General features: G+C 61.4%; 17 protein-coding genes. 7 read left to right on the forward strand and 10 right to left on the reverse strand.

The genetic code is table 11. The features are described from left to right. Positions 1-109: 109 nt before the first annotated feature. The 3 genes from ACQRBT_RS18830 to ctlX form a co-directional block, all read right to left on the reverse strand. Positions 110-889: an ABC transporter substrate-binding protein gene (locus ACQRBT_RS18830; protein WP_060756814.1), complete on the reverse strand. Its 780-nt coding sequence runs from the start codon at positions 887-889 to the stop codon at positions 110-112. 244 nt (positions 890-1133) lie between these two features. After that, entirely contained in the window at positions 1134-2180 is a 1047-nt protein-coding gene (locus ACQRBT_RS18835) for an ornithine cyclodeaminase (protein ID WP_244385483.1), read from the reverse strand. Between the two features lie 11 nt (positions 2181-2191). Then, entirely contained in the window at positions 2192-3118 is a 927-nt protein-coding gene (gene ctlX, locus ACQRBT_RS18840; protein ID WP_412046283.1) for a citrulline utilization hydrolase CtlX, read from the reverse strand. Between the two features lie 216 nt (positions 3119-3334). Between ctlX and ACQRBT_RS18845 the strand changes: the two genes are divergently transcribed. Further along, positions 3335-4222: a GNAT family acetyltransferase gene (locus ACQRBT_RS18845; RefSeq protein WP_244699664.1), complete on the forward strand. Its 888-nt coding sequence runs from the start codon at positions 3335-3337 to the stop codon at positions 4220-4222. Positions 4223-4262: 40 nt separating this feature from the next. Here the strand turns inward: ACQRBT_RS18845 and ACQRBT_RS18850 are convergent, their stop codons facing one another. The 6 genes from ACQRBT_RS18850 to ACQRBT_RS18875 all read right to left on the reverse strand — a co-directional run bounded on the left by ACQRBT_RS18850 (position 4263) and on the right by ACQRBT_RS18875 (position 10870). Continuing rightward, the gene (locus tag ACQRBT_RS18850; protein WP_412046282.1) at positions 4263-4541 is read right to left on the reverse strand and encodes a hypothetical protein; all 279 of its coding nucleotides are present in this window, start codon (positions 4539-4541) and stop codon (positions 4263-4265) included. A 172-nt stretch (positions 4542-4713) separates the two neighbouring features. Beyond that, positions 4714-5733 carry a branched-chain amino acid aminotransferase gene (locus ACQRBT_RS18855; protein ID WP_090370004.1) on the reverse strand — a complete coding sequence of 340 codons (1020 nt, stop codon included), beginning with the start codon at positions 5731-5733 and terminating at the stop codon, positions 4714-4716. 194 nt (positions 5734-5927) lie between these two features. Continuing rightward, positions 5928-7307, reverse strand: coding sequence for a dihydrolipoyl dehydrogenase (lpdA, locus tag ACQRBT_RS18860; RefSeq protein WP_412046281.1), 1380 nt, complete (start codon positions 7305-7307; stop codon positions 5928-5930). 4 nt (positions 7308-7311) lie between these two features. Continuing rightward, positions 7312-8574, reverse strand: a complete 1263-nt coding sequence (locus tag ACQRBT_RS18865; protein ID WP_412046280.1) for a dihydrolipoamide acetyltransferase family protein — start codon at positions 8572-8574, stop codon at positions 7312-7314. After that, on the reverse strand, positions 8575-9633 hold the full coding sequence (locus tag ACQRBT_RS18870; RefSeq protein ID WP_090370010.1) for an alpha-ketoacid dehydrogenase subunit beta: 1059 nt from the start codon (positions 9631-9633) through the stop codon (positions 8575-8577). It abuts the gene before it with no gap. A gap of 1 nt (position 9634) precedes the next feature. After that, on the reverse strand, positions 9635-10870 hold the full coding sequence (locus ACQRBT_RS18875) for a 3-methyl-2-oxobutanoate dehydrogenase (2-methylpropanoyl-transferring) subunit alpha (protein ID WP_198761864.1): 1236 nt from the start codon (positions 10868-10870) through the stop codon (positions 9635-9637). A gap of 195 nt (positions 10871-11065) precedes the next feature. Between ACQRBT_RS18875 and bkdR the strand changes: the two genes are divergently transcribed. From bkdR to ACQRBT_RS18890, 3 genes are all read left to right on the forward strand, one after another. Next, positions 11066-11548 carry a Bkd operon transcriptional regulator BkdR gene (gene bkdR, locus ACQRBT_RS18880; RefSeq protein ID WP_060756806.1) on the forward strand — a complete coding sequence of 161 codons (483 nt, stop codon included), beginning with the start codon at positions 11066-11068 and terminating at the stop codon, positions 11546-11548. A gap of 261 nt (positions 11549-11809) precedes the next feature. Continuing rightward, positions 11810-13351 (forward strand): methyl-accepting chemotaxis protein, encoded by a 1542-nt coding sequence (locus ACQRBT_RS18885; protein ID WP_427851685.1) that lies wholly within the window; start codon positions 11810-11812, stop codon positions 13349-13351. Positions 13352-13385: 34 nt separating this feature from the next. Then, on the forward strand, positions 13386-14603 hold the full coding sequence (locus ACQRBT_RS18890; protein ID WP_412046278.1) for an HD-GYP domain-containing protein: 1218 nt from the start codon (positions 13386-13388) through the stop codon (positions 14601-14603). A gap of 7 nt (positions 14604-14610) precedes the next feature. Here ACQRBT_RS18890 and ACQRBT_RS18895 read toward each other — a convergent pair whose 3' ends face one another. Continuing rightward, positions 14611-15474 (reverse strand): MBL fold metallo-hydrolase, encoded by an 864-nt coding sequence (locus ACQRBT_RS18895; RefSeq protein ID WP_412046277.1) that lies wholly within the window; start codon positions 15472-15474, stop codon positions 14611-14613. Between the two features lie 94 nt (positions 15475-15568). Between ACQRBT_RS18895 and ACQRBT_RS18900 the strand changes: the two genes are divergently transcribed. Genes ACQRBT_RS18900 through ACQRBT_RS18910 form a run of 3 tightly spaced genes read left to right on the forward strand, consistent with a single transcriptional unit; the run spans position 15569 to position 18012 of the window. After that, entirely contained in the window at positions 15569-15904 is a 336-nt protein-coding gene (locus ACQRBT_RS18900) for an ArsR/SmtB family transcription factor (protein ID WP_090370020.1), read from the forward strand. Positions 15905-15954: 50 nt separating this feature from the next. Next, positions 15955-17199, forward strand: a complete 1245-nt coding sequence (locus ACQRBT_RS18905; protein WP_412046276.1) for an NAD(P)/FAD-dependent oxidoreductase — start codon at positions 15955-15957, stop codon at positions 17197-17199. After that, a complete protein-coding gene (locus tag ACQRBT_RS18910) occupies positions 17200-18012 on the forward strand; it encodes a sulfite exporter TauE/SafE family protein (RefSeq protein WP_161549224.1) in 813 nt (270 codons plus the stop codon). It begins immediately after the preceding gene. Positions 18013-18201 lie beyond the last annotated feature (189 nt).

An 18201-nucleotide genomic window follows, 5' to 3' on the forward strand; every position in this document is an offset into this window, starting at 1 on the left:
CTTGCTCCCGATAGCGGTGGGTCAGTCAATGCATGTGTCGACTGGCATGTCCTCATCGGGGGCAAGCCCCCTCCCACATAAGCCTTCTCTCACAGGGTCGGGGTTGGCATCACTCGTGGTAGATGTCCTGATCGCCGAAGTACTTCTTCTGGATTTGCGCATAGGTGCCATCAGCCTGCACGGCGGCGATGCCTTTGTTGATCAGCTCACGCAACTGCTGATCGTTCTTGCGCAGGCCCATGGCGATATCCAGGGGCAGGGTCGGGTCCTTGAAGGCCGGGCCGGTCTTGAAGTCGGCGCCTTCGGGCTTGGACAGGAAGTTGAGCTGGGCTTCGAGCTTGTCGGTCAGGGTGGCATCGAGGCGACCATTTTGCAGGTCGGCGTAGTTCTGCTCCTGGGACTGGTACGCCTTGATCTGCGCCCCCAGCTTGGCCAACTGCGCACGGGCATAGGCTTCCTGCAGCGAGCCCTGCAGCACGCCTACTTGTTTGCCCTTCAATGATTGCGGGGTGTCGCCGAAGTCGGCGCTTTTGCGCGTGATCACCGAGGTCGGGCTGAGGAACAGCCGGTCGCTGAAGTCGATGACCTTCTCGCGGGCCGGAGTCACGGCCATGGACGACATGATTGCGTCGAACTTGCGCGCCCGCAGGGCCGGGATCATGCCGTCGAATTCGTTATGCACCCAGGTGCATTTGACCTCGAGCTTGGCGCAGATCGCATTGCCCAATTCAATATCGAAGCCTTGCAGGCTGCCGTCGGCGGCTACGGACTCGAAGGGGGGATACTCGGGGAACACGCCGAAGCGGATTTCTTTCCAATCTTGCGCATGGGCGGCGGTGGCGCACAGTGGCAACAGCAATGCAGCGAAGAGTGATCGCAGTGAAGTCATGGTGGAGTCCCTATATTTTGTAATTGATGTCAGGGGCAGTCATAAAGTTGAAACATCCTTCTCGTCGGCGCAGAGAATGCTCCATGATGGTGCGTTTTTTGTGTCGTTTACCCCCTGCATAAAGCGCAAATTGCGCTGTTAAAAAGTGCAATGCAGCGGAATCGGCTGTTGCACGGGCTGAATCGGCTTGTCAAAGCTGAAATTCTGGCCTGCCTCGGGCGTGAAGCGGCAGGCCAGAGCGGTCTCAGGCGCGCTTTTTCTGCTGTGCCGCCGGTTGTTGGGCCAGCCGTGCGTACAGGTCTTTCGGGTCGGCCAGGTCCGGCACCAGCTCCAGTTCACGGCCAACCTCCAGGGCCTTGGCCACATCCAGCACATAGCGCAGCGCCGAATAGTCTTCGATGGCAAAGCCCACCGAATCGAACAGGGTGACCTGGCGCGCGTTCTCGCGGCCTGGCTGCCGGCCGTTGATCACCTGCCACAGTTCGGTGACCGGCGAATCTTGCGGCATTTGCTGGATCTCGCCTTCGATGCGGCTCTGCGGTTCGTACTCGACGATCACCCGGGCGCGCTCGACGATACGTCGGTCCAGCTCGGTCTTGCCCGGGCAATCGCCGCCCACGGCATTCAGGTGCATGCCCGGTTCGATCATGTCGTCGGTGAGAATGGTCGCGTAGGCCTTGTCGGCGGTCACGGTGGTGACGATGTCCGCACCTTTGACCGCTTCGGCCACGCTGCCGGCCAGGATCACCTTGATCGCCGGGAACGCCTTGAGGTTGGCGGCGAGTTTGGCGGTGGCCTGGGCGTCGATATCGAACAGGCGGATTTCATTGATGCCGAGCATGGCGTGGAACGCCACGGCCTGGAATTCACTTTGTGAGCCGTTGCCGATCAACGCCATGCTGCGGCTGTTGTCGCGAGCCAGGTAGCGCGCCACCAGCGCTGAGGTGGCGGCGGTGCGGATGGCGGTGGTCAGGGTCATTTCCGCGAGCAGCACCGGCTGGCCGGTATCCACATCGCCCAGGGCACCGAAGGCCATCACGGTGAGCAGGCCGGCCAGGGTGTTTTTCGGGTGGCCGTTGACGTATTTGAAGGCGTACAGCGAGGCGTCGGACACCGGCATCAACTCGATCACGCCGTCCGGCGAGTGGTTGGCCAGGCGTGCGCATTTTTCGAAATCCGGCCAGCGCAGGTAGTCGGCGCGGATGTACTCGGCCATTTCGCTGATGCAGGTGGGCAGGCCCTTCTGCGAGACCAGGTAGCAGAGGTCGTTGACGTCGATGTAACGGGTCATGGCAAGACTCCTTATTGAAATGAGGGGCGGGCAGGCAAGTGCACTTCCGCCAGCATGCAGCGGGCACTGCCGCCACCGATGCGTTCGATGTTGTCGATGTTCACCACCACGGGGCGCGTGTGGCGCTCCACGTGCTGGCGCTGTGCCGGTTGCAGCGCGCCCCAGGCGCTGGCGGACATCACCAGCAGCGGCTGGCCGTCACGGTCATGCACTTCGAGCATGTTGCCGGCGAAGGCTTCGAGCTGGTCGAAGTCGAGGCTGAGGATGTCTTTGCCGGTGTCGCGCAGGGAGCGTTCCAGGGCCTGGCGTTCGGTGGCGTCGGGCAGGGCCTGCAGGCACACCACCGAGAGGTCGCGACCGACGCTCATCATCACGTTGCTGTGGTAGATCGGCGCCTGGTGACGGTCCACGGCGTGGAACACGCACAGTCGGTAGTCGAGGCGTTCGGCGAACTGGCGCAGGGCGTCCTGGTGCGTGCGCCCGGAGTGGCAGGCGTAGCTGATGCGGTGCTGGCGGTCGAGCACCATGCTGCCGGTGCCTTCGAGGAAAATGTTCTGTTGTTCCAGGTGACTGAGGTCAATGGTGTGGTGGATTGCAAAACGCTGTTCCAGTATCTGCAACACACCCTTGTCGCGTTCCAGTCGTCGGTTCTGGCCTTCCATCGGGTACAGCACCAGGCTGCCGTCGGCGTGGCTGCTCCACCAGTTATTCGGGAAAATCGAGTCGGGCGTGTGGGGCGCCGGCGTGTCCTGCACCACCAGTACCTCCACGCCATGCCGGCGCAGGGTATCGACATAACCGTCGAACTCTTCCAGCGCTTTCTGCTGCACGCCTGACGGGTCGAGGGGTGGGCGCTGGAAGCGGTTGTTGATCGCGGTGTCCGGGTTGAAGGCAAAGCGCGCCGGGCGAATCATCAGGACGGTGTTGGTGGTTTGCATGGGGCACGAAATCCATGGGGTGAGCGTTGACGCTATTTTGTGCGTTGTGCTGGGTGAATCCCGGCTGAAACAACCAGGTGGCCCAGCCGGGAAAGCTGAAAGGCGGGGTGTGGCAGCCGAATCGGCTGTTGGATTGAAATGCGCTCAAACGGTGGGAGGGGCGGTGCGACATTGGTATTGTGGCGTCTGTCATAGTCGTGTCAGGCAGGGGGAATCATGTCTACCGCCGTTCGTCTCGCTCAAGCCTCAGATGCCGAAGGCATCAGCCAGGTCATCCTCGCCGCCTTGCACAGCAGCAATGCACGGGATTACCCGGCGGATGTGATCGCCCGCGTGGCGAGCAACTTCACACCGGATGCCGTGCTGGAGCTGCTCAAGCGCCGCGTCGTGCTGGTGGCGGTCCAGGATCAAATGATCGTCGCCACCGCTGCCCTCGACGCCAATGTGGTGCGCTCGGTGTTCGTCAACCCGGCACTGCAAGGGCAGGGCATTGGCCGGCTATTGATGATTGAAATCGAACTGCGTGCCCGCGAAGCCGGGGTGACGACCCTGAGCGTGCCGTCCTCGCTGACCGCCGAGCCGTTCTACACCAAGCTGGGGTTTCATACGGTGCGCGACGTTTACCACGGCAACGAGCGCACGCTGGTGATGGAGAAAACCCTGTTATCACGCCACCCCATCGGGCTGTACCGTGACCGCCAGCACCGCGCACAGGTGATCGCGTTGTGGCAGGAGGCGTTTGGCTATGACACTGCGCATAACCTGCCGAGCCTGGCGATCGATAAGAAGCTGGCGGTCAATGATGGGTTGTTCTTCGTCGCGACAGACAAAAAGGCCGTGATTGGGACTGTGCTTGCCGGCTACGACGGCCATCGTGGTTGGCTGTATTCGGTGGCGGTGCACGCGGACTATCGGCGTCATGGCCTGGGGTCGTCGCTGGTGCGCCATGCGGAGCAGGCGTTGACGGCGTTGGGCTGCATGAAGATCAACCTGCAGATCACCGGCGGTAATGATGCGGTGGTGGGGTTCTACGAGGCGCTGGGGTATGGGGTGGAACCGAGGATCAGCATGGGCAAGAAGATTACGGAAAACATCAACGGTTGAGGCGCATGATCGACGGCAACCTGATCATGCCGGGTGATATTTATTTTTTCGCCTTTTTTCGTTTCTTCATGGCATAGGCTGTCATTTTGGCGAAAGCGTTGGCGACATGGAGGTAATGCGCCTTGTCATCGTCATCGTAGTCACCATCGCCGTCGACGTCATCCGGCGCCGAGGCGGTGTCGTAGTTACCGTCGTGTTTGCTGGACGACGCGTAAACCGCCCAATCCAGATCGCCGTTAATGTAGGTTTCCATAACGATTTCCTTGCTATCGTCGTTCTCGAAATCCTCTGCCGAAACGCGTAATTCATAGATCGCCATAATAGGCTCCTGCTTGGTTTAGAAGGGAGACCCAAGTTAGGCGCGGCGATTTTTACTGTCTACTGTCAGACTTCACAGGTGATTGGGTATCCAGTGCTTCACAACATAAAAAAAGCCCATCCACCGAAAGAGGGGAACGGGCCTTTTCTGAAACGGAACGTTCAGGTCATTTTCAAACCTTGACGATCCAACCTTCCGGCGCTTCAACATCACCGGTCTGCACACCGGTCAGCTCTTTGTAGAGCTTCTGAGTGATCGGGCCGACTTCGGTCTCGCTGTGGAACACATGCAGCTTGCCGTTGTACTGGATACCGCCGATGGGCGAGATCACGGCGGCGGTACCGCAGGCACCGGCTTCCTTGAACTGATCCAGCTTGTCGATGAACACTTCGCCCTCGACCACTTCCAGGCCCAGGCGGGTCTTGGCCAGTTCGATCAGCGACAGGCGGGTGATACCTGGCAGTACCGAAGGCGACTTCGGCGTGATGAACTGGTTGTCGTGGGTGATCCCGAAGAAGTTGGCCGAACCGACTTCTTCGATTTTCGAATGGGTCATCGGGTCCAGGTAGATCGCGTCGGCGAAGCCGGATTTCTTCGCTTCGGAACCTGGCATCAGGCTGGCGGCGTAGTTGCCACCGACCTTGGCGGCACCGGTGCCTTGTGGCGCGGCGCGGTCGAAGCTGGAGATCTGGAAGTTGTGAGGCGTCAGGCCACCTTTGAAATAGGCGCCGACCGGGATGCAGAACACCGAGAAGATGAACTCCGGCGCGGTGCGCACGCCGATGTTGTCACCGGTGCCGATCACGAACGGGCGTAGGTACAGCGCGCCGCCGCTGCCATACGGCGGGATGAACCGCTCGTTGGCCTTGACCACTTGCTTGCAGGCTTCGATGAACACGTCGGTCGGTACATGCGGCATCAGCAGGCGTGCACAGCTGCGTTGCATGCGGGCGGCGTTCTGGTCCGGGCGGAACAGGTTGATCGAGCCGTCCTTGCAACGGTAGGCCTTGAGGCCCTCGAAGCACTGCTGGCCATAGTGCAGGGCAGTGGAGCCCTCGCTGATGTGCAGCACGTTGTCGTCGGTCAGAGTGCCTTCTTGCCATTCGCCGTTTTTCCAGACCTGGAGAAACCGCTTGTCGGTCTTGATGTAGTCAAAACCCAGCTTGTCCCAATTGATGCTCTCGTTACCCATGACACCCTCTAATCTCTGGTCAAGTCGGTTTTTTTCTGAATGGGCACAACAATACTGCATTCTGGCTGTGTGTGGGAGCGGGCTGATGGTGGCGAGGGAGCTTGCTCCCGCTCGACTGCGTAGCAGTCGCCAGCTTTTGGGGGCGCTTCGCACCCCAGCGGGAGCAAGCTCCCTCGCCACGGAAACCGTTCCGGTCAAAGGTGCAAGGCATGCCCCAAGGCCCGCAGCGCCGCTTCCTGTACCGCTTCACCCAGGGTCGGATGAGCATGGATAGTGCCGGCCACGTCTTCCAGGCGCGCCCCCATTTCCAGGCTCAGGCCGAAGGCCGTGGACAGTTCGGACACACCGACCCCCACGGCTTGCCAACCGACAATCAGGTGATTGTCACGCCGTGCCACCACCCGTACGAAGCCGGTTTTCGACTCCAGGGTCATGGCCCGACCATTGGCCGCGAACGGGAAGCTCGACACGATGCAATCCAGGCCCGCCGCCTTGGCCTCATCCGGGGTCTTGCCGACCACCACCAATTCAGGATCGGTAAAGCACACCGCAGGGATCGCCGCCGGGTTGAATTCGCGGTGTTTGCCGCTGATCAGTTCGGCGACCATCTCACCCTGGGCCATGGCCCGGTGCGCCAGCATCGGCTCGCCGCTCAGGTCGCCGATAGCCCACACGTTGCGCATGCTGGTCTGGCAATGCTGGTCGACCTTGATCGCTGCGCCGTTCATGTCCAGATTCAGCGCTTCGAGGTTCCAGCCTTGGGTGTTGGGTTTGCGACCTACGGCCACCAGCACCTGATCCGTCTCCAGCGACACCGTGTCGCCATTCGGATCACGCACTTGCAGGCGGTTGTGCTCGAAACCGGTGACGCTGTGCTTGAGGTACAGCTTCACGCCCAACTGCCTGAGGGATTCGTGCACCGGTTGCGTCAGCTCGGCGTCGTAGGCCGGCAGAATGCGGTCTTGCGCCTCGACTACACTGACCTCGGCGCCGAGCTTGCGGTAGGCAATCCCCAGCTCCAGGCCGATGTACCCGCCACCGACCACGATCAAGCGCTTGGGCACACGGGTGGGCGCCAAGGCTTCGGTGGAGGAGATGACCGGGCCGCCAATCGGCAGCATCGGCAGGTTGACGCTTTTCGAGCCGGTGGCCAGCAGCAGGTGTTCGCAGTGGATACGCTGCTCGCCCACCTCGACGGTCTTGCCGTCCACCACCTTGGCCCAACCGTGGATCACCTGCACTTTGTGCTTCTTCAGCAGTGCGGCGACGCCGGTGGTCAGGCGGTCGACGATGCCGTCTTTCCATTCCACGCTTTTGCGGATGTCCAGGCTCGGCACATCCACTTCGATACCCAACGGCGAACCCTGGCTGAGGTGCACGGTTTGCTGGAACTGCTCGGCCACATGGATCAGGGCTTTGGACGGGATGCAGCCGATGTTCAGGCAAGTGCCGCCCAGGGCCTGGCCTTCCACCAGAATGGTCGGGATGCCCAACTGGCCGGCGCGGATCGCCGCCACATAACCGCCGGGGCCGCCGCCAATGATCAGCAGCGTGGTGTTCAATGTCTGAGTCATGCCCTTACTCCAGGAACAGGCTGGCGGGTTGTTCGAGCAGGCCGCGAATGGCCTGGATGAATTGCGCCGCGTCCATGCCATCGACCACACGGTGATCGAAGGAACTGGAAAGGTTCATCATCTTGCGCACCACGATCTGGCCCTTGATCACCATCGGCCGCTCGACCATGCGGTTGACGCCGACAATCGCCACCTCCGGCAGGTTCAGCACCGGGGTGCTGACGATGCCGCCCAATGCGCCCAGGCTGGTCAGGGTAATGCTCGAACCGGACAGCTCATCGCGGCTGGCCTTGCCGTTGCGTGCGGCGGTGGCCAAGCGCGCGATTTCTTCGGCAGTGCTCCACAGGCTGCGCGCCTCGGCGTGACGCACCACCGGCACCATCAAACCCACGTCGCTCTGCGTGGCGACGCCCACATGCACCGCGCCAAGGCGGGTGATGACCTGGGCTTCGTCGTCGTAGCGTGCGTTGATCTGCGGGAAGTCCCGCAGTGCCACCACCATCGCACGCACGATAAACGGCAGCAGGGTCAGCTTGCCGCGAGTCGCGCCGTGCTTCTCATTGAGGTGCACGCGCAGCTCCTCCAGAGCGGTGACGTCGATTTCTTCCACATAGCTGAAATGCGCGGCGCGGCGGGTCGCATCCTGCATGCGCTGGGCGATCTTGCGGCGCATGCCGATCACCGGGATCTGCGCTTCGTCGTGGCGTTCGGCGTAGGGGTTGGCGGCTGTCGATGCCTGCGCCGTGCCTTGTTGCAGGTAAGCGTCGAGGTCTTCGTGGAGGATCCGGCCGGCCGGGCCCGTGCCCTGCACCAGACGCAACTGGATACCCGCATCCAGTGCATGTTTGCGCACGGCAGGGGAGGCCAGGGGGCGCTCACCGGCTTCGCGGGCGACGGGTGCGGCCGCAGGCTTGGCCGCCGCCCTGGTTTCAACGATAACGGGTGCCGGCTTGGCCTCGACAACGGGGGCGGACGCCGCCTTGACCGGCTCCGCCGCTGCCGGCGCGTCCTTGGCGTTCCCCGCGCCTTCCACTTCAATGCTGATCAGGATACTGCCCACCGCCATGACCTCGCCCGGCTCGCCACCGAGAGAAATCACCCTTCCGTGTACCGGCGAGGGAATGTCCACCATCGCCTTGTCGGTCATCACATCCGCCAGCACCTGGTCTTCAACCACCAGGTCGCCGACCTTCACATGCCAGACCGACAGTTCAACTTCTGCGATGCCTTCGCCAATGTCCGGCATCTTGATAACGTGCGTGCCCATTCAGACCTCCATGACCCGTTTCAACGCCGCGCCCACTCGAGACGGCCCTGGGAAATACGCCCACTCCTGCGCGTGCGGGTAGGGGGTGTCCCAACCGGTGACGCGTTCGATCGGCGCTTCCAGGTGATGGAAGCAATGCTCTTGCACCAGCGACACCAACTCGGCACCAAAACCGCAGGTGCGCGTGGCTTCATGCACCACCACACAACGGCCGGTCTTTTTCACCGACTTGACGATGGTGTCCAGGTCCAGCGGCCACAGGCTGCGCAGGTCGATGACCTCGGCGTCGATGCCGGTTTCTTCGGCGGCGACCTGGGACACATACACGGTAGTGCCGTAGGTCAGCACGGTCACGGCAGACCCCGGGCGCACGATGGCGGCCACGTCCAGCGGCACGGTGTAGTAACCATCCGGCACTTGTGCTTGCGGGTGTTTCGACCACGGCGTGACCGGACGATCGTGATGGCCATCGAACGGGCCGTTGTACAGGCGCTTGGGCTCCAGGAAGATCACCGGGTCATCGTTTTCGATCGAGGCGATCAGCAGGCCCTTGGCGTCATACGGGTTCGACGGCATCACCGTACGCAGGCCGCAGACCTGGGTGAACACCGCTTCGATACTCTGGCTGTGGGTCTGGCCACCGTAAATGCCGCCGCCGCAGGGCATGCGCATGGTCAGCGGCGCCGTGAACTGGCCGGCCGAGCGATAACGCAGGCGCGCAGCTTCCGAGATGATCTGGTCGGTGGCGGGGTAGACGTAGTCGGCGAACTGGATCTCGGCCACCGGGCGCAGGCCATAGGCACCCATGCCCACGGCCACGCCGATAATCCCGCTTTCCGAGATCGGCGCGTCGAACACCCGCGAACTGCCGTACTTGTTCTGCAAGCCTTCGGTGCAACGGAACACGCCGCCGAAGTAACCCACGTCCTGGCCGAACACCACCACGTTGTCGTCACGTTCAAGCATCACATCCATGGCCGAGCGCAGGGCCTGGATCATGGTCATGGTGGTGGTGGTCATGGCGGTTTCCAATTCGATGCTGTTGTTGTGATCGTTCATGTCAGATCCCCAACTCTTGACGCTGGCGCTTCAAGTGCTCCGGCATCTCTTTGTAGACGTCTTCGAACATGGTCGCGGCGCTTGGAATCTGGCCGCCGGCGAGGGTGCCGTACTGTTCGGCCTGTTTTTGCGCGGCGATTACTTCGGCTTCAAGTTCGGCGCTGACCGCCGCATGTTCCTCTTCGGACCACTGGCCAATCCGGATCAGGTGCTGCTTGAGGCGCGCAATCGGATCACCCAGGGGGAAGTGGCTCCAGTCGTCGGCAGGGCGGTATTTCGACGGATCATCGGAGGTCGAGTGCGGGCCGGCGCGGTAGGTGACCCATTCGATCAGGGTCGGCCCCAGGTTGCGCCGCGCACGCTCGGCGGCCCAGGCGGAGGCGGCGTACACCGCGATGAAGTCGTTGCCGTCCACGCGCAGTGAGGCGATACCGCAGCCGACGCCGCGTCCGGCGAAGGTCGTGGCTTCACCGCCGGCGATGGCCTGGAAGGTGGAGATGGCCCACTGGTTGTTGACCACGTTGAGGATCACGGGCGCACGGTACACGTGAGCGAAGGTGAGAGCAGTGTGGAAGTCGGCCTCGGCGGTGGCGCCGTCGCCGATCCAGGCCGACGCGATCTTGGTATCGCCCTTGATCGCCGAGGCCATGCCCCAGCCCACGCCTTGTACGAATTGGGTGGCGAGGTTGCCGGAAATAGTAAAGAAACCGGCATCTTTCACCGAATACATGATCGGCAGCTGGCGGCCCTTGAGTGGGTCGCGCTCGTTGGACAGCAGTTGGCAGATCAGGTCCACCAGCGGCACTTCGCGGGCCATCAGGATGCTTTGCTGACGGTAGGTGGGGAAGCACATGTCGTCGATGTTCAAGGCCAAGGCCTGGGCACTGCCGATGGCTTCTTCACCGAGGCTTTGCATGTAGAACGACATTTTCTTCTGACGCTGGGCGACCACCATGCGGTTGTCGAAAATCCGCGTCTTGAGCATGGCGCGCATGCCGCGACGCATGATCTCGACCGAAACGCCTTCGGCCCACGGGCCAAGCGCCTGACCCTGGTCGTCGAGCACACGGATCAGGCCCTTGGCCAGGTCGGCGGTGTCAGCGGGTTCTATATCGATGGCGGGTTTGCGCACCAGGCCGGCGTCGTTCAGGCGCAGGTAGGTAAAGTCGGTCTTGCAGCCTGGGCGGCCCGAGGGTTCGGGAACGTGCAGGCGCAGCGGTTCGTACTGCTGGGTCATGGCTTTCTACGCTCTATCTTGTGAATTTCTTGTAGTGGGCGCGCTAGCTGACAGTCAGACTCCGGGTAGGAGAAATCTTGTCCTACAACAATCATAGGCGTGGCGTAGAAGAATATTTATCTCTGTTTCATTGCACCCGAGATCATTTGCGGATAAAAAAACTACATAAACATAATAAACAGGTGATTTTGTCTCATGCGCAAACTGGACCGTACCGATATCGGCATTCTCAACGCATTGCAGGAGAACGCTCGCATCACCAACGCCGACCTGGCGCGTTCGGTGAACCTGTCGCCCACGCCGTGTTTCAACCGGGTGAAGGCGATGGAGGAGTTGGGGCTGATTCGCGAGCAGGTCACGTTGCTCGACGCCGACCTGCTGGGGCTGCACGTGAATGTGTTCATTCATGTCAGCCTGGAAAAGCAGAATGAACTGGCGTTGCAGCAGTTCGAAGGGGCGATTGCAGACCGTCCGGAAGTCATGGAGTGTTACCTGATGGCCGGTGATCCGGACTACCTGATCAGGGTGCTGGTGCCGACGATCCAGTCATTGGAGCGTTTCATGATGGACTTTCTGACCAAGGTGCCGGGTGTGGCCAATATCCGCTCCAGTTTCGCCCTCAAACAAGTGCGGTATAAAACGGCGCTGCCATTGCCACGGGATGGGCTGATGGTGTGACGGTTAATAACCGCAAGAGCCGGTTTTTTTGATGTTTAGCTAAGTAAATAATCGCACTTTTTTATTGGGCGGTTTCAATAAAAAACGACTTGGACAGTCACACTTTTTTCACCTTCACTTGTACACAGTCGTACTCGTCAGGCCGCGTCCTACGCGGCCAAGGGAAGGGTGAGCCGCATGTCCATGAGATCCTTGAAACTGAATTTTCGTACCACACTGTGCTTCGGTGTGGTCTGTTTCCTGCTGTTGATACAAGGCGCAATGACTCTCATAAAAGTCGATCAGGTGTATTCGTCGACGGTCGAAATAGATACCAACTGGCTTCCCAGCATTCGTCTGGCGGGCAAGATTGACACCGCTTTTTACAAACTGCGTCTCGATTTGCGCCGTTATGCCATGGAATACGGCGCCAAGGACCCCGCTTCCCTTGAAAAGGTCAAAGCCGTACGCGATGAGGCGCTGCAAGTCGCCGACAGTTATGCACCCATGGTGTCGAGCCCTGAGGAACAAGCCAAGTACAACGAAGTGCTGACCAACATAAAGAGCTACAGCCAGAAAATGGATGAGTTCCTGGCCCAGGCTTCCAGCTTTTCTCCTGAGCAGATGGCGGTGTATCTGCGTGACGTCAACGGCCCGATTGGGCTTCAGGCGCAGAAGGCCCTGGACGAGTTGATAGCAATCAATGAACAGGGCTCCACGTCAACGGTGCAATTCGCTGCGCGTGAACATGAGACCGCCCGCTTGTTTACCTGGGTGCTGATGGTCTGCTCGGTGCTGATCACCGTGGCAGTCGCGCGGCTGTTTACCCGCAGCATCATCCACCCGGTGCGCGAGTTGTTGGTATCGACCGGCAAAATCGCCGACGGTGATCTGCGCCTGGCCATTGCCATCAGCGGCAAGGACGAATTGACCGACCTGCAGAAGTCGACCGCCGCCATGCAAATGAACCTGAAAAGCACCCTGCAGCATATATCCGAAGCGTCCGGCCAGTTGGCTTCGGCAGCGGAGGAAATGAGTGCGATCACTCGCGAGTCCACCGCCGGCATTGAGCGCCAGAGTATGGAGACTGATCAGGCCGCCACCGCCGTCAATGAGATGACTGCGGCGGTGGAGGAAGTCGCGAGGAATGCGGTGTCTGCCTCCCAGTCGACGCAAGACTCCCAGCGCTCGGCCAAAGTGGGCCAGGAGCGTGTGACGCAAACCATCGCATCGATTGAGAAGTTGAGTTCCACGGTGCAGCAGACCGGGGTGGAAGTCGAAGGGCTGGCCAAGCAAGCCCAGGACATTGCTCGGGTGGTCGAAGTGATCCGTTCGATTGCCGAGCAAACCAATCTGCTCGCCTTGAATGCGGCGATCGAGGCCGCACGGGCCGGGGAGCAGGGGCGAGGCTTTGCGGTCGTGGCCGACGAAGTCAGGGCGTTGGCCCATAGAACGCAAACGTCGACCCAGGAAATCGAACAGATGATTGCCAGGATCCAGAGCTGCTCGAGCGAGGCGGTGGCGTCCATGGCGCTCAATCGCGACGAGGCGGTGGATTCCTTGAAGGTTGCCCATGAAGCCGGCGTGGCCATTACCCAGATCACCCAAGCCATTAGCGACATCAACGAACGCAACCTGATGATCGCGACCGCCTCGGAACAGCAAGCCCAGGTGGCGCGTTCGGTTGACCAGAACCTGATCAGCATCCGCGACCTGTCCATCCAGAGTTCGTCGGCTGCCGGCCAGACGTCCATCGCCAGCCAGGAACTGTCGCGACTGGCAGTGGATCTGAAACAGATCGTGGCGAAGTTCTCCGTGAGTTGATGGCGGGGGCAGTCAGGCGTTGGGGGATGGACAAATGTTGAAGTGCATTCCGTGCTCACGGGTGATTCTGGGCATGCACATTCATAAGCTGGAGGGCCCATGGATCGACCACGGGTTCTGGAGAAGCAGCTTTTTACTGGAGCGCGAGGAGGACCTGCAGCGTTTGCTGATGTCGCAGGTCCGGCGGGTCTGGATCGACACGGCCAAGGGCTGCGATGAGCCACCACGTGTTCGACCGGCTGCGGTTACCCTCAATAACACAAGGATAGTGCGCCCGGTGGTGGCGACTGCGGTGGACATGAAGGACGAGATAGCCCGGGCGCTGAAGGTGTGCGCGGTCGCCAAACGTGCCGTCATCCGTATGTTCAGCGAACTGCGCATGGGGCAGGCGGTGGATGTGCCTCAGGTGGCGAGCCTGGTGGAGGAGATCTCCCGCTCCGTGCTGCGTCACCCCCATGCCTTGCTCAGCCTGGTGCGCCTGAAAAAGGCCAATGAGTATACCTACATGCACTCCGTCGCCGTCAGTGGCTTGATGATCGCACTGGCGCGGCAGTTGGAACTTTCGCCCGAGTTGGTCCAGGAAGCGGGGCTGGCGGGGTTGTTTCATGACGTAGGGAAAATGGCCATTCCCGAAGATATTTTGAACAAGCCCGCCCAATTGACCGAGACGGAATTCGGCACGGTGCGCCGGCACCCGGAGGAAGGCGCTCGGATGTTACGGTTATGCCCGCAGATCAGTACCTGGGTATTGGATGTGTGTCTGCATCATCATGAAAAACATGATGGCAGCGGTTACCCCGATGGGTTGGTGCAGGACCAGATCAGTCTGTTCGCCCAGATGGGCGCGGTGTGTGACGTGTATGACGCAGTCACCTCAGATCGCCCTTACAAGCAAGGCTGGGGCCCCGCCGAAGCGATCCAGAGAATGGCGGAGTGGAAAGGCCATTTTGATGCGCGGGTGTTCCAGGCATTTGTTCGGTGCGTAGGCATTTACCCTGTTGGCGCCTTGGTGCGCCTGGAAAGTGGTCGCATTGGCGTGGTGGTCGAACAAAGCTCCAAGTCGCTGCTGGCGCCCAAGGTCAAAGTGTTTTTTTCGGTGCGTTCACGTTTGCCGATTCCTCAGTCGGTGGTCAACCTGGCTGAGCAACCGGACAAGATCATCGGCCGTGAAAACACCGAAGACTGGGGCTTCAAGCATGTCGACGAATTGTGGTCGGGGCTCGCACCCTCCCGAGCGTCGTACTTCGAGTAAGTGCGCGTCAGAGCTGGTTGAGTGGAATCTTCAGGTACACCACACCGTTATCTTCTGCGGGCGGCAGGTTGCCCGCCCGCACATTCACCTGGATCGCCGGCAACAGCAGCGTCGGCATGCCCAGCCCGGCATCGCGCTGGGTGCGCATGGCTACAAACGCCGCTTCATCCACGCCGTCATGCACATGGATATTCCCAGCGCGTTGTTCCGCCACGGTTGTCAGGCACTTGGCCTCCCGACCGGCAGGCGGATAGTCGTGGCATACATACAGTTGGGTATCCGCTGGGTAGGCCAGCAGCTTGCGCATCGACGCATACAACTGCCGCGCATCGCCGCCGGGGAAGTCGCAGCGGGCGGTGCCCACGTCGGGCATGAACAGGGTGTCGCCCACCAGGATCAGGCGCTCGTCGATCAGGTAAGCCATATCGGCCGGTGTATGACCGGGCACATGTAGCGCCTGGGCTTTCAGCCCGCCGATAGAGAAGATTTCATCCGGCGCGAACAGATGATCGAACTGTGAACCATCGGCGCGAAACTCCGGCTCCAGGTTGAACAGGTTCTTGAACACGCCCTGTACTTTGCTGATGCACTGGCCGATGGCGATCTTGCCGCCCAAGGTCCGGCGCAGGTAGGGCGCGGCGGACAGGTGATCGGCGTGGGCATGGGTTTCCAGCAGCCACTGCACCTGCAGTTGGTGGGCCTGCACAAAGCTGATCACTTTGTCCGCCTGGCGCGTATCGGTGCGCCCGGACGCGGGGTCGTAGTTGAGCACCGAGTCGACGATGGCGCAGGGTCCGCCGTCGGCTTCATAGACGACATAGGTGTAGGTCGACGACGCCTCGTCCAGAAAGGATTGAATCAACGCTGACATGACGGCTGTCCCTGATGCTGAAAAAAGTGATTACAATCACTTTACATTTACACATAATGTTTTGAGCTTAAGTGACACAAAGGACCTGAGGCAAATGGAATCTACGTTGAGTGAAGGCGAAGTCGCCCAGTTGCGTGCGTCGGCGTCCAAGGCCTGCACGTTGCTCAAGGCGCTGGCCAACGAGGATCGTTTGTTGATTCTCTGCCAGTTGACCCAAGGTGAACGCAACGTCGGCGAGCTGGAAACCATGACCGGCGTACGCCAGCCCACCCTGTCGCAACAGTTGGGCATCCTGCGTGATGAAGGGCTGGTCGCTACCCGTCGGGAAGGCAAATACATTTTCTACGGCCTGGCCAGCCACGAAGTGATTCAAGTGATGAAAACCCTGTCCGGGCTGTACTGCGGCGCGGTCATAAAAAGCTGGGCGTGACGCCATCCGGCAGCGACCCTTGTGTGCATGCAACAAGAAGGCGATTGACCATGAATGACCAACACTGTGGCCCAACCATCAGTGGCGATATCGTAGTCATCGGCGGCGGCTCGGCAGGCATCGGCCTGCTGGCCAGCCTGCTCAAGCGCGACCCACAGCTGAACATCATCCTGATTGAACCGAACGCTCACCACAGCTACCAGCCGGCCTGGACCCTGGTGGGCGGCGGTGCCTATGACGTGAAAAAGACCCGCCGCCCCCTGGCCGACGTGCTGCCCAATGGCGTCACCTGGGTGCAGGCCGCCGTCACCGAACTGCTGCCGGACGCACAGACTCTGGTGCTCGACAGCGGCCAGCGCGTGACCTGGAACAACCTGATCGTGTGCCCCGGCCTGCGCCTGGCCTGGGAGAAGGTCGAGGGCCTGCAAGCGACCCTCGGCCAGAACGGCGTAACCTCCAATTACAGCTATGAAAATGCCGCCTACACTTGGCAATTGGTGCAGCAACTCAAGGGCGGCAAGGCGATCTTTACCCAGCCGGCCATGCCGATCAAATGCGCGGGTGCGCCGCAGAAGGCCATGTACCTGTCCTGCGATCACTGGCTCAAGCAGGGCCGCCTGAACAGCCTGGAGGTGGAGTTCAATCTGGCGGGTGCGGCGTTGTTCGGCGTGGCGACCTTTGTTCCGCCGTTGATGAAGTACGTGGAAAAGTACAACGCCCGGCTGGCGTTCAATTCCAACTTGGTGAAAGTCGACGGCCCGGCCCGCAAGGCCTGGTTTGAAGTCAAAGACGCCGAGGGTAACGTCACGCTCCAGGAAAAAACCTTCGACCTGCTGCATGTGGTGCCCCCGCAAGTGTCGCCGGACTTTATCCGCCACAGCGCCCTGGCCGATGCCGCCGGCTGGTGCGAAGTGAACCCGCACAGCCTGCAACACCTGCGTTACCCGCATATCTTCGGCCTGGGCGATGTGTGCTCCACCACCAACGCCAAGACCGCCGCGGCGGTGCGCAAGCAAATCGTGGTGGTCGCCGAAAACCTGCTGGCCCTGCGCAAGCAGGCACCGCTGCCGCTCAAGTATGACGGCTACGGTTCCTGCCCGCTGACGGTGGAGAAGGGCAAGGTGGTGCTGGCCGAATTCGGCTACGGCGGCAAGCTGCTGCCGACCTTTGCCCTCGACCCGACCCGGGCGCGGCGCTCGATGTGGTTCCTCAAGGCGACCCTGCTGCCGTGGTTCTACTGGAACGGCATGCTCAAGGGCCGTGAATGGCTGACCCGCCTGAGCAAGGTGGACTGAATGCTGCTGGCCAGTGTGTTGGGCTTGCTGATGGGCGTGGTAATGGGCTTGACCGGCGCGGGCGGCGGGATCCTCGGGGTGCCGGCGTTGGTCCTGGGGCTGGGCTTGAGCATGACCCAGGCCGCGCCGGTATCGCTGCTCGCCGTCGGCGCCGCTGCGGCCGTCGGCGCGATCGATGGGTTGCGCCATGGCCTGGTGCGCTATCGCGCCGCGTTGCTGATCGCGGTGCTCGGCGGGCTGTTTTCACCCTTGGGGGTGTTCCTCGCCCATCAACTGCCGGAACACCTGCTGATGGCGCTGTTCAGTGGGTTGATGGGGCTGGTGGCCTGGCGCATGTTGCAGCGCGAAAAAACCGCGGCCGGGCCGAGTGATCATGGCAGCGCGTCCTGGGGCCAGAAAAACTGCATGCTCAACCAGCAGACCGGGCGCCTGGCCTGGACCGCCAAGTGCAGCGCCACGCTGGCGGCGCTGGGCGCTGTGACCGGGGCGGTGTCGGGCCTGCTGGGCGTGGGCGGCGGCTTTCTGATCGTACCGGCCTTCAAGCAACTCACCGATGTGCAGATGCGTGGCATCGTCGCCACGTCGTTGATGGTGATCAGCCTGATCTCGCTGATCGGTGTGGCGGGCGCGTTCCACGCGGGTGTGCGCATCGAGCCGCTGGGCTGGGTGTTCATCGCTGCCAGTATCGTCGGCATGCTGGTCGGTCGGCGCCTGTGCGCGCGGGTTCCGGCGCGTGCCTTGCAGGTGGGTTTTGCCGGCCTGTGCGTCCTGGTCGCGGTTGGCATGTTGTTCAAGGCCGGTCTTACGTCCTGAGTGGCGGGCCTGCGACCGGGCCCGTCTTACACCCAACTTGCCGGGCACCCGTGGCCCGCCCAAAGCACCCGCGCTTTGCCCCCAAAGGCCGCGTGCGCGCTTGCAAGCCTTATCCCATCGCATCCCCCCACCCAGTACCCAAGTAGCATAGGTGCCACCCCCGACCCTTCGTACACTCATGCCTCAGAG

It is taken from the genome of Pseudomonas sp. R19M, assembly GCF_050312585.1.
Classification (GTDB): Bacteria; Pseudomonadota; Gammaproteobacteria; order Pseudomonadales; family Pseudomonadaceae; genus Aquipseudomonas; species Aquipseudomonas palleroniana.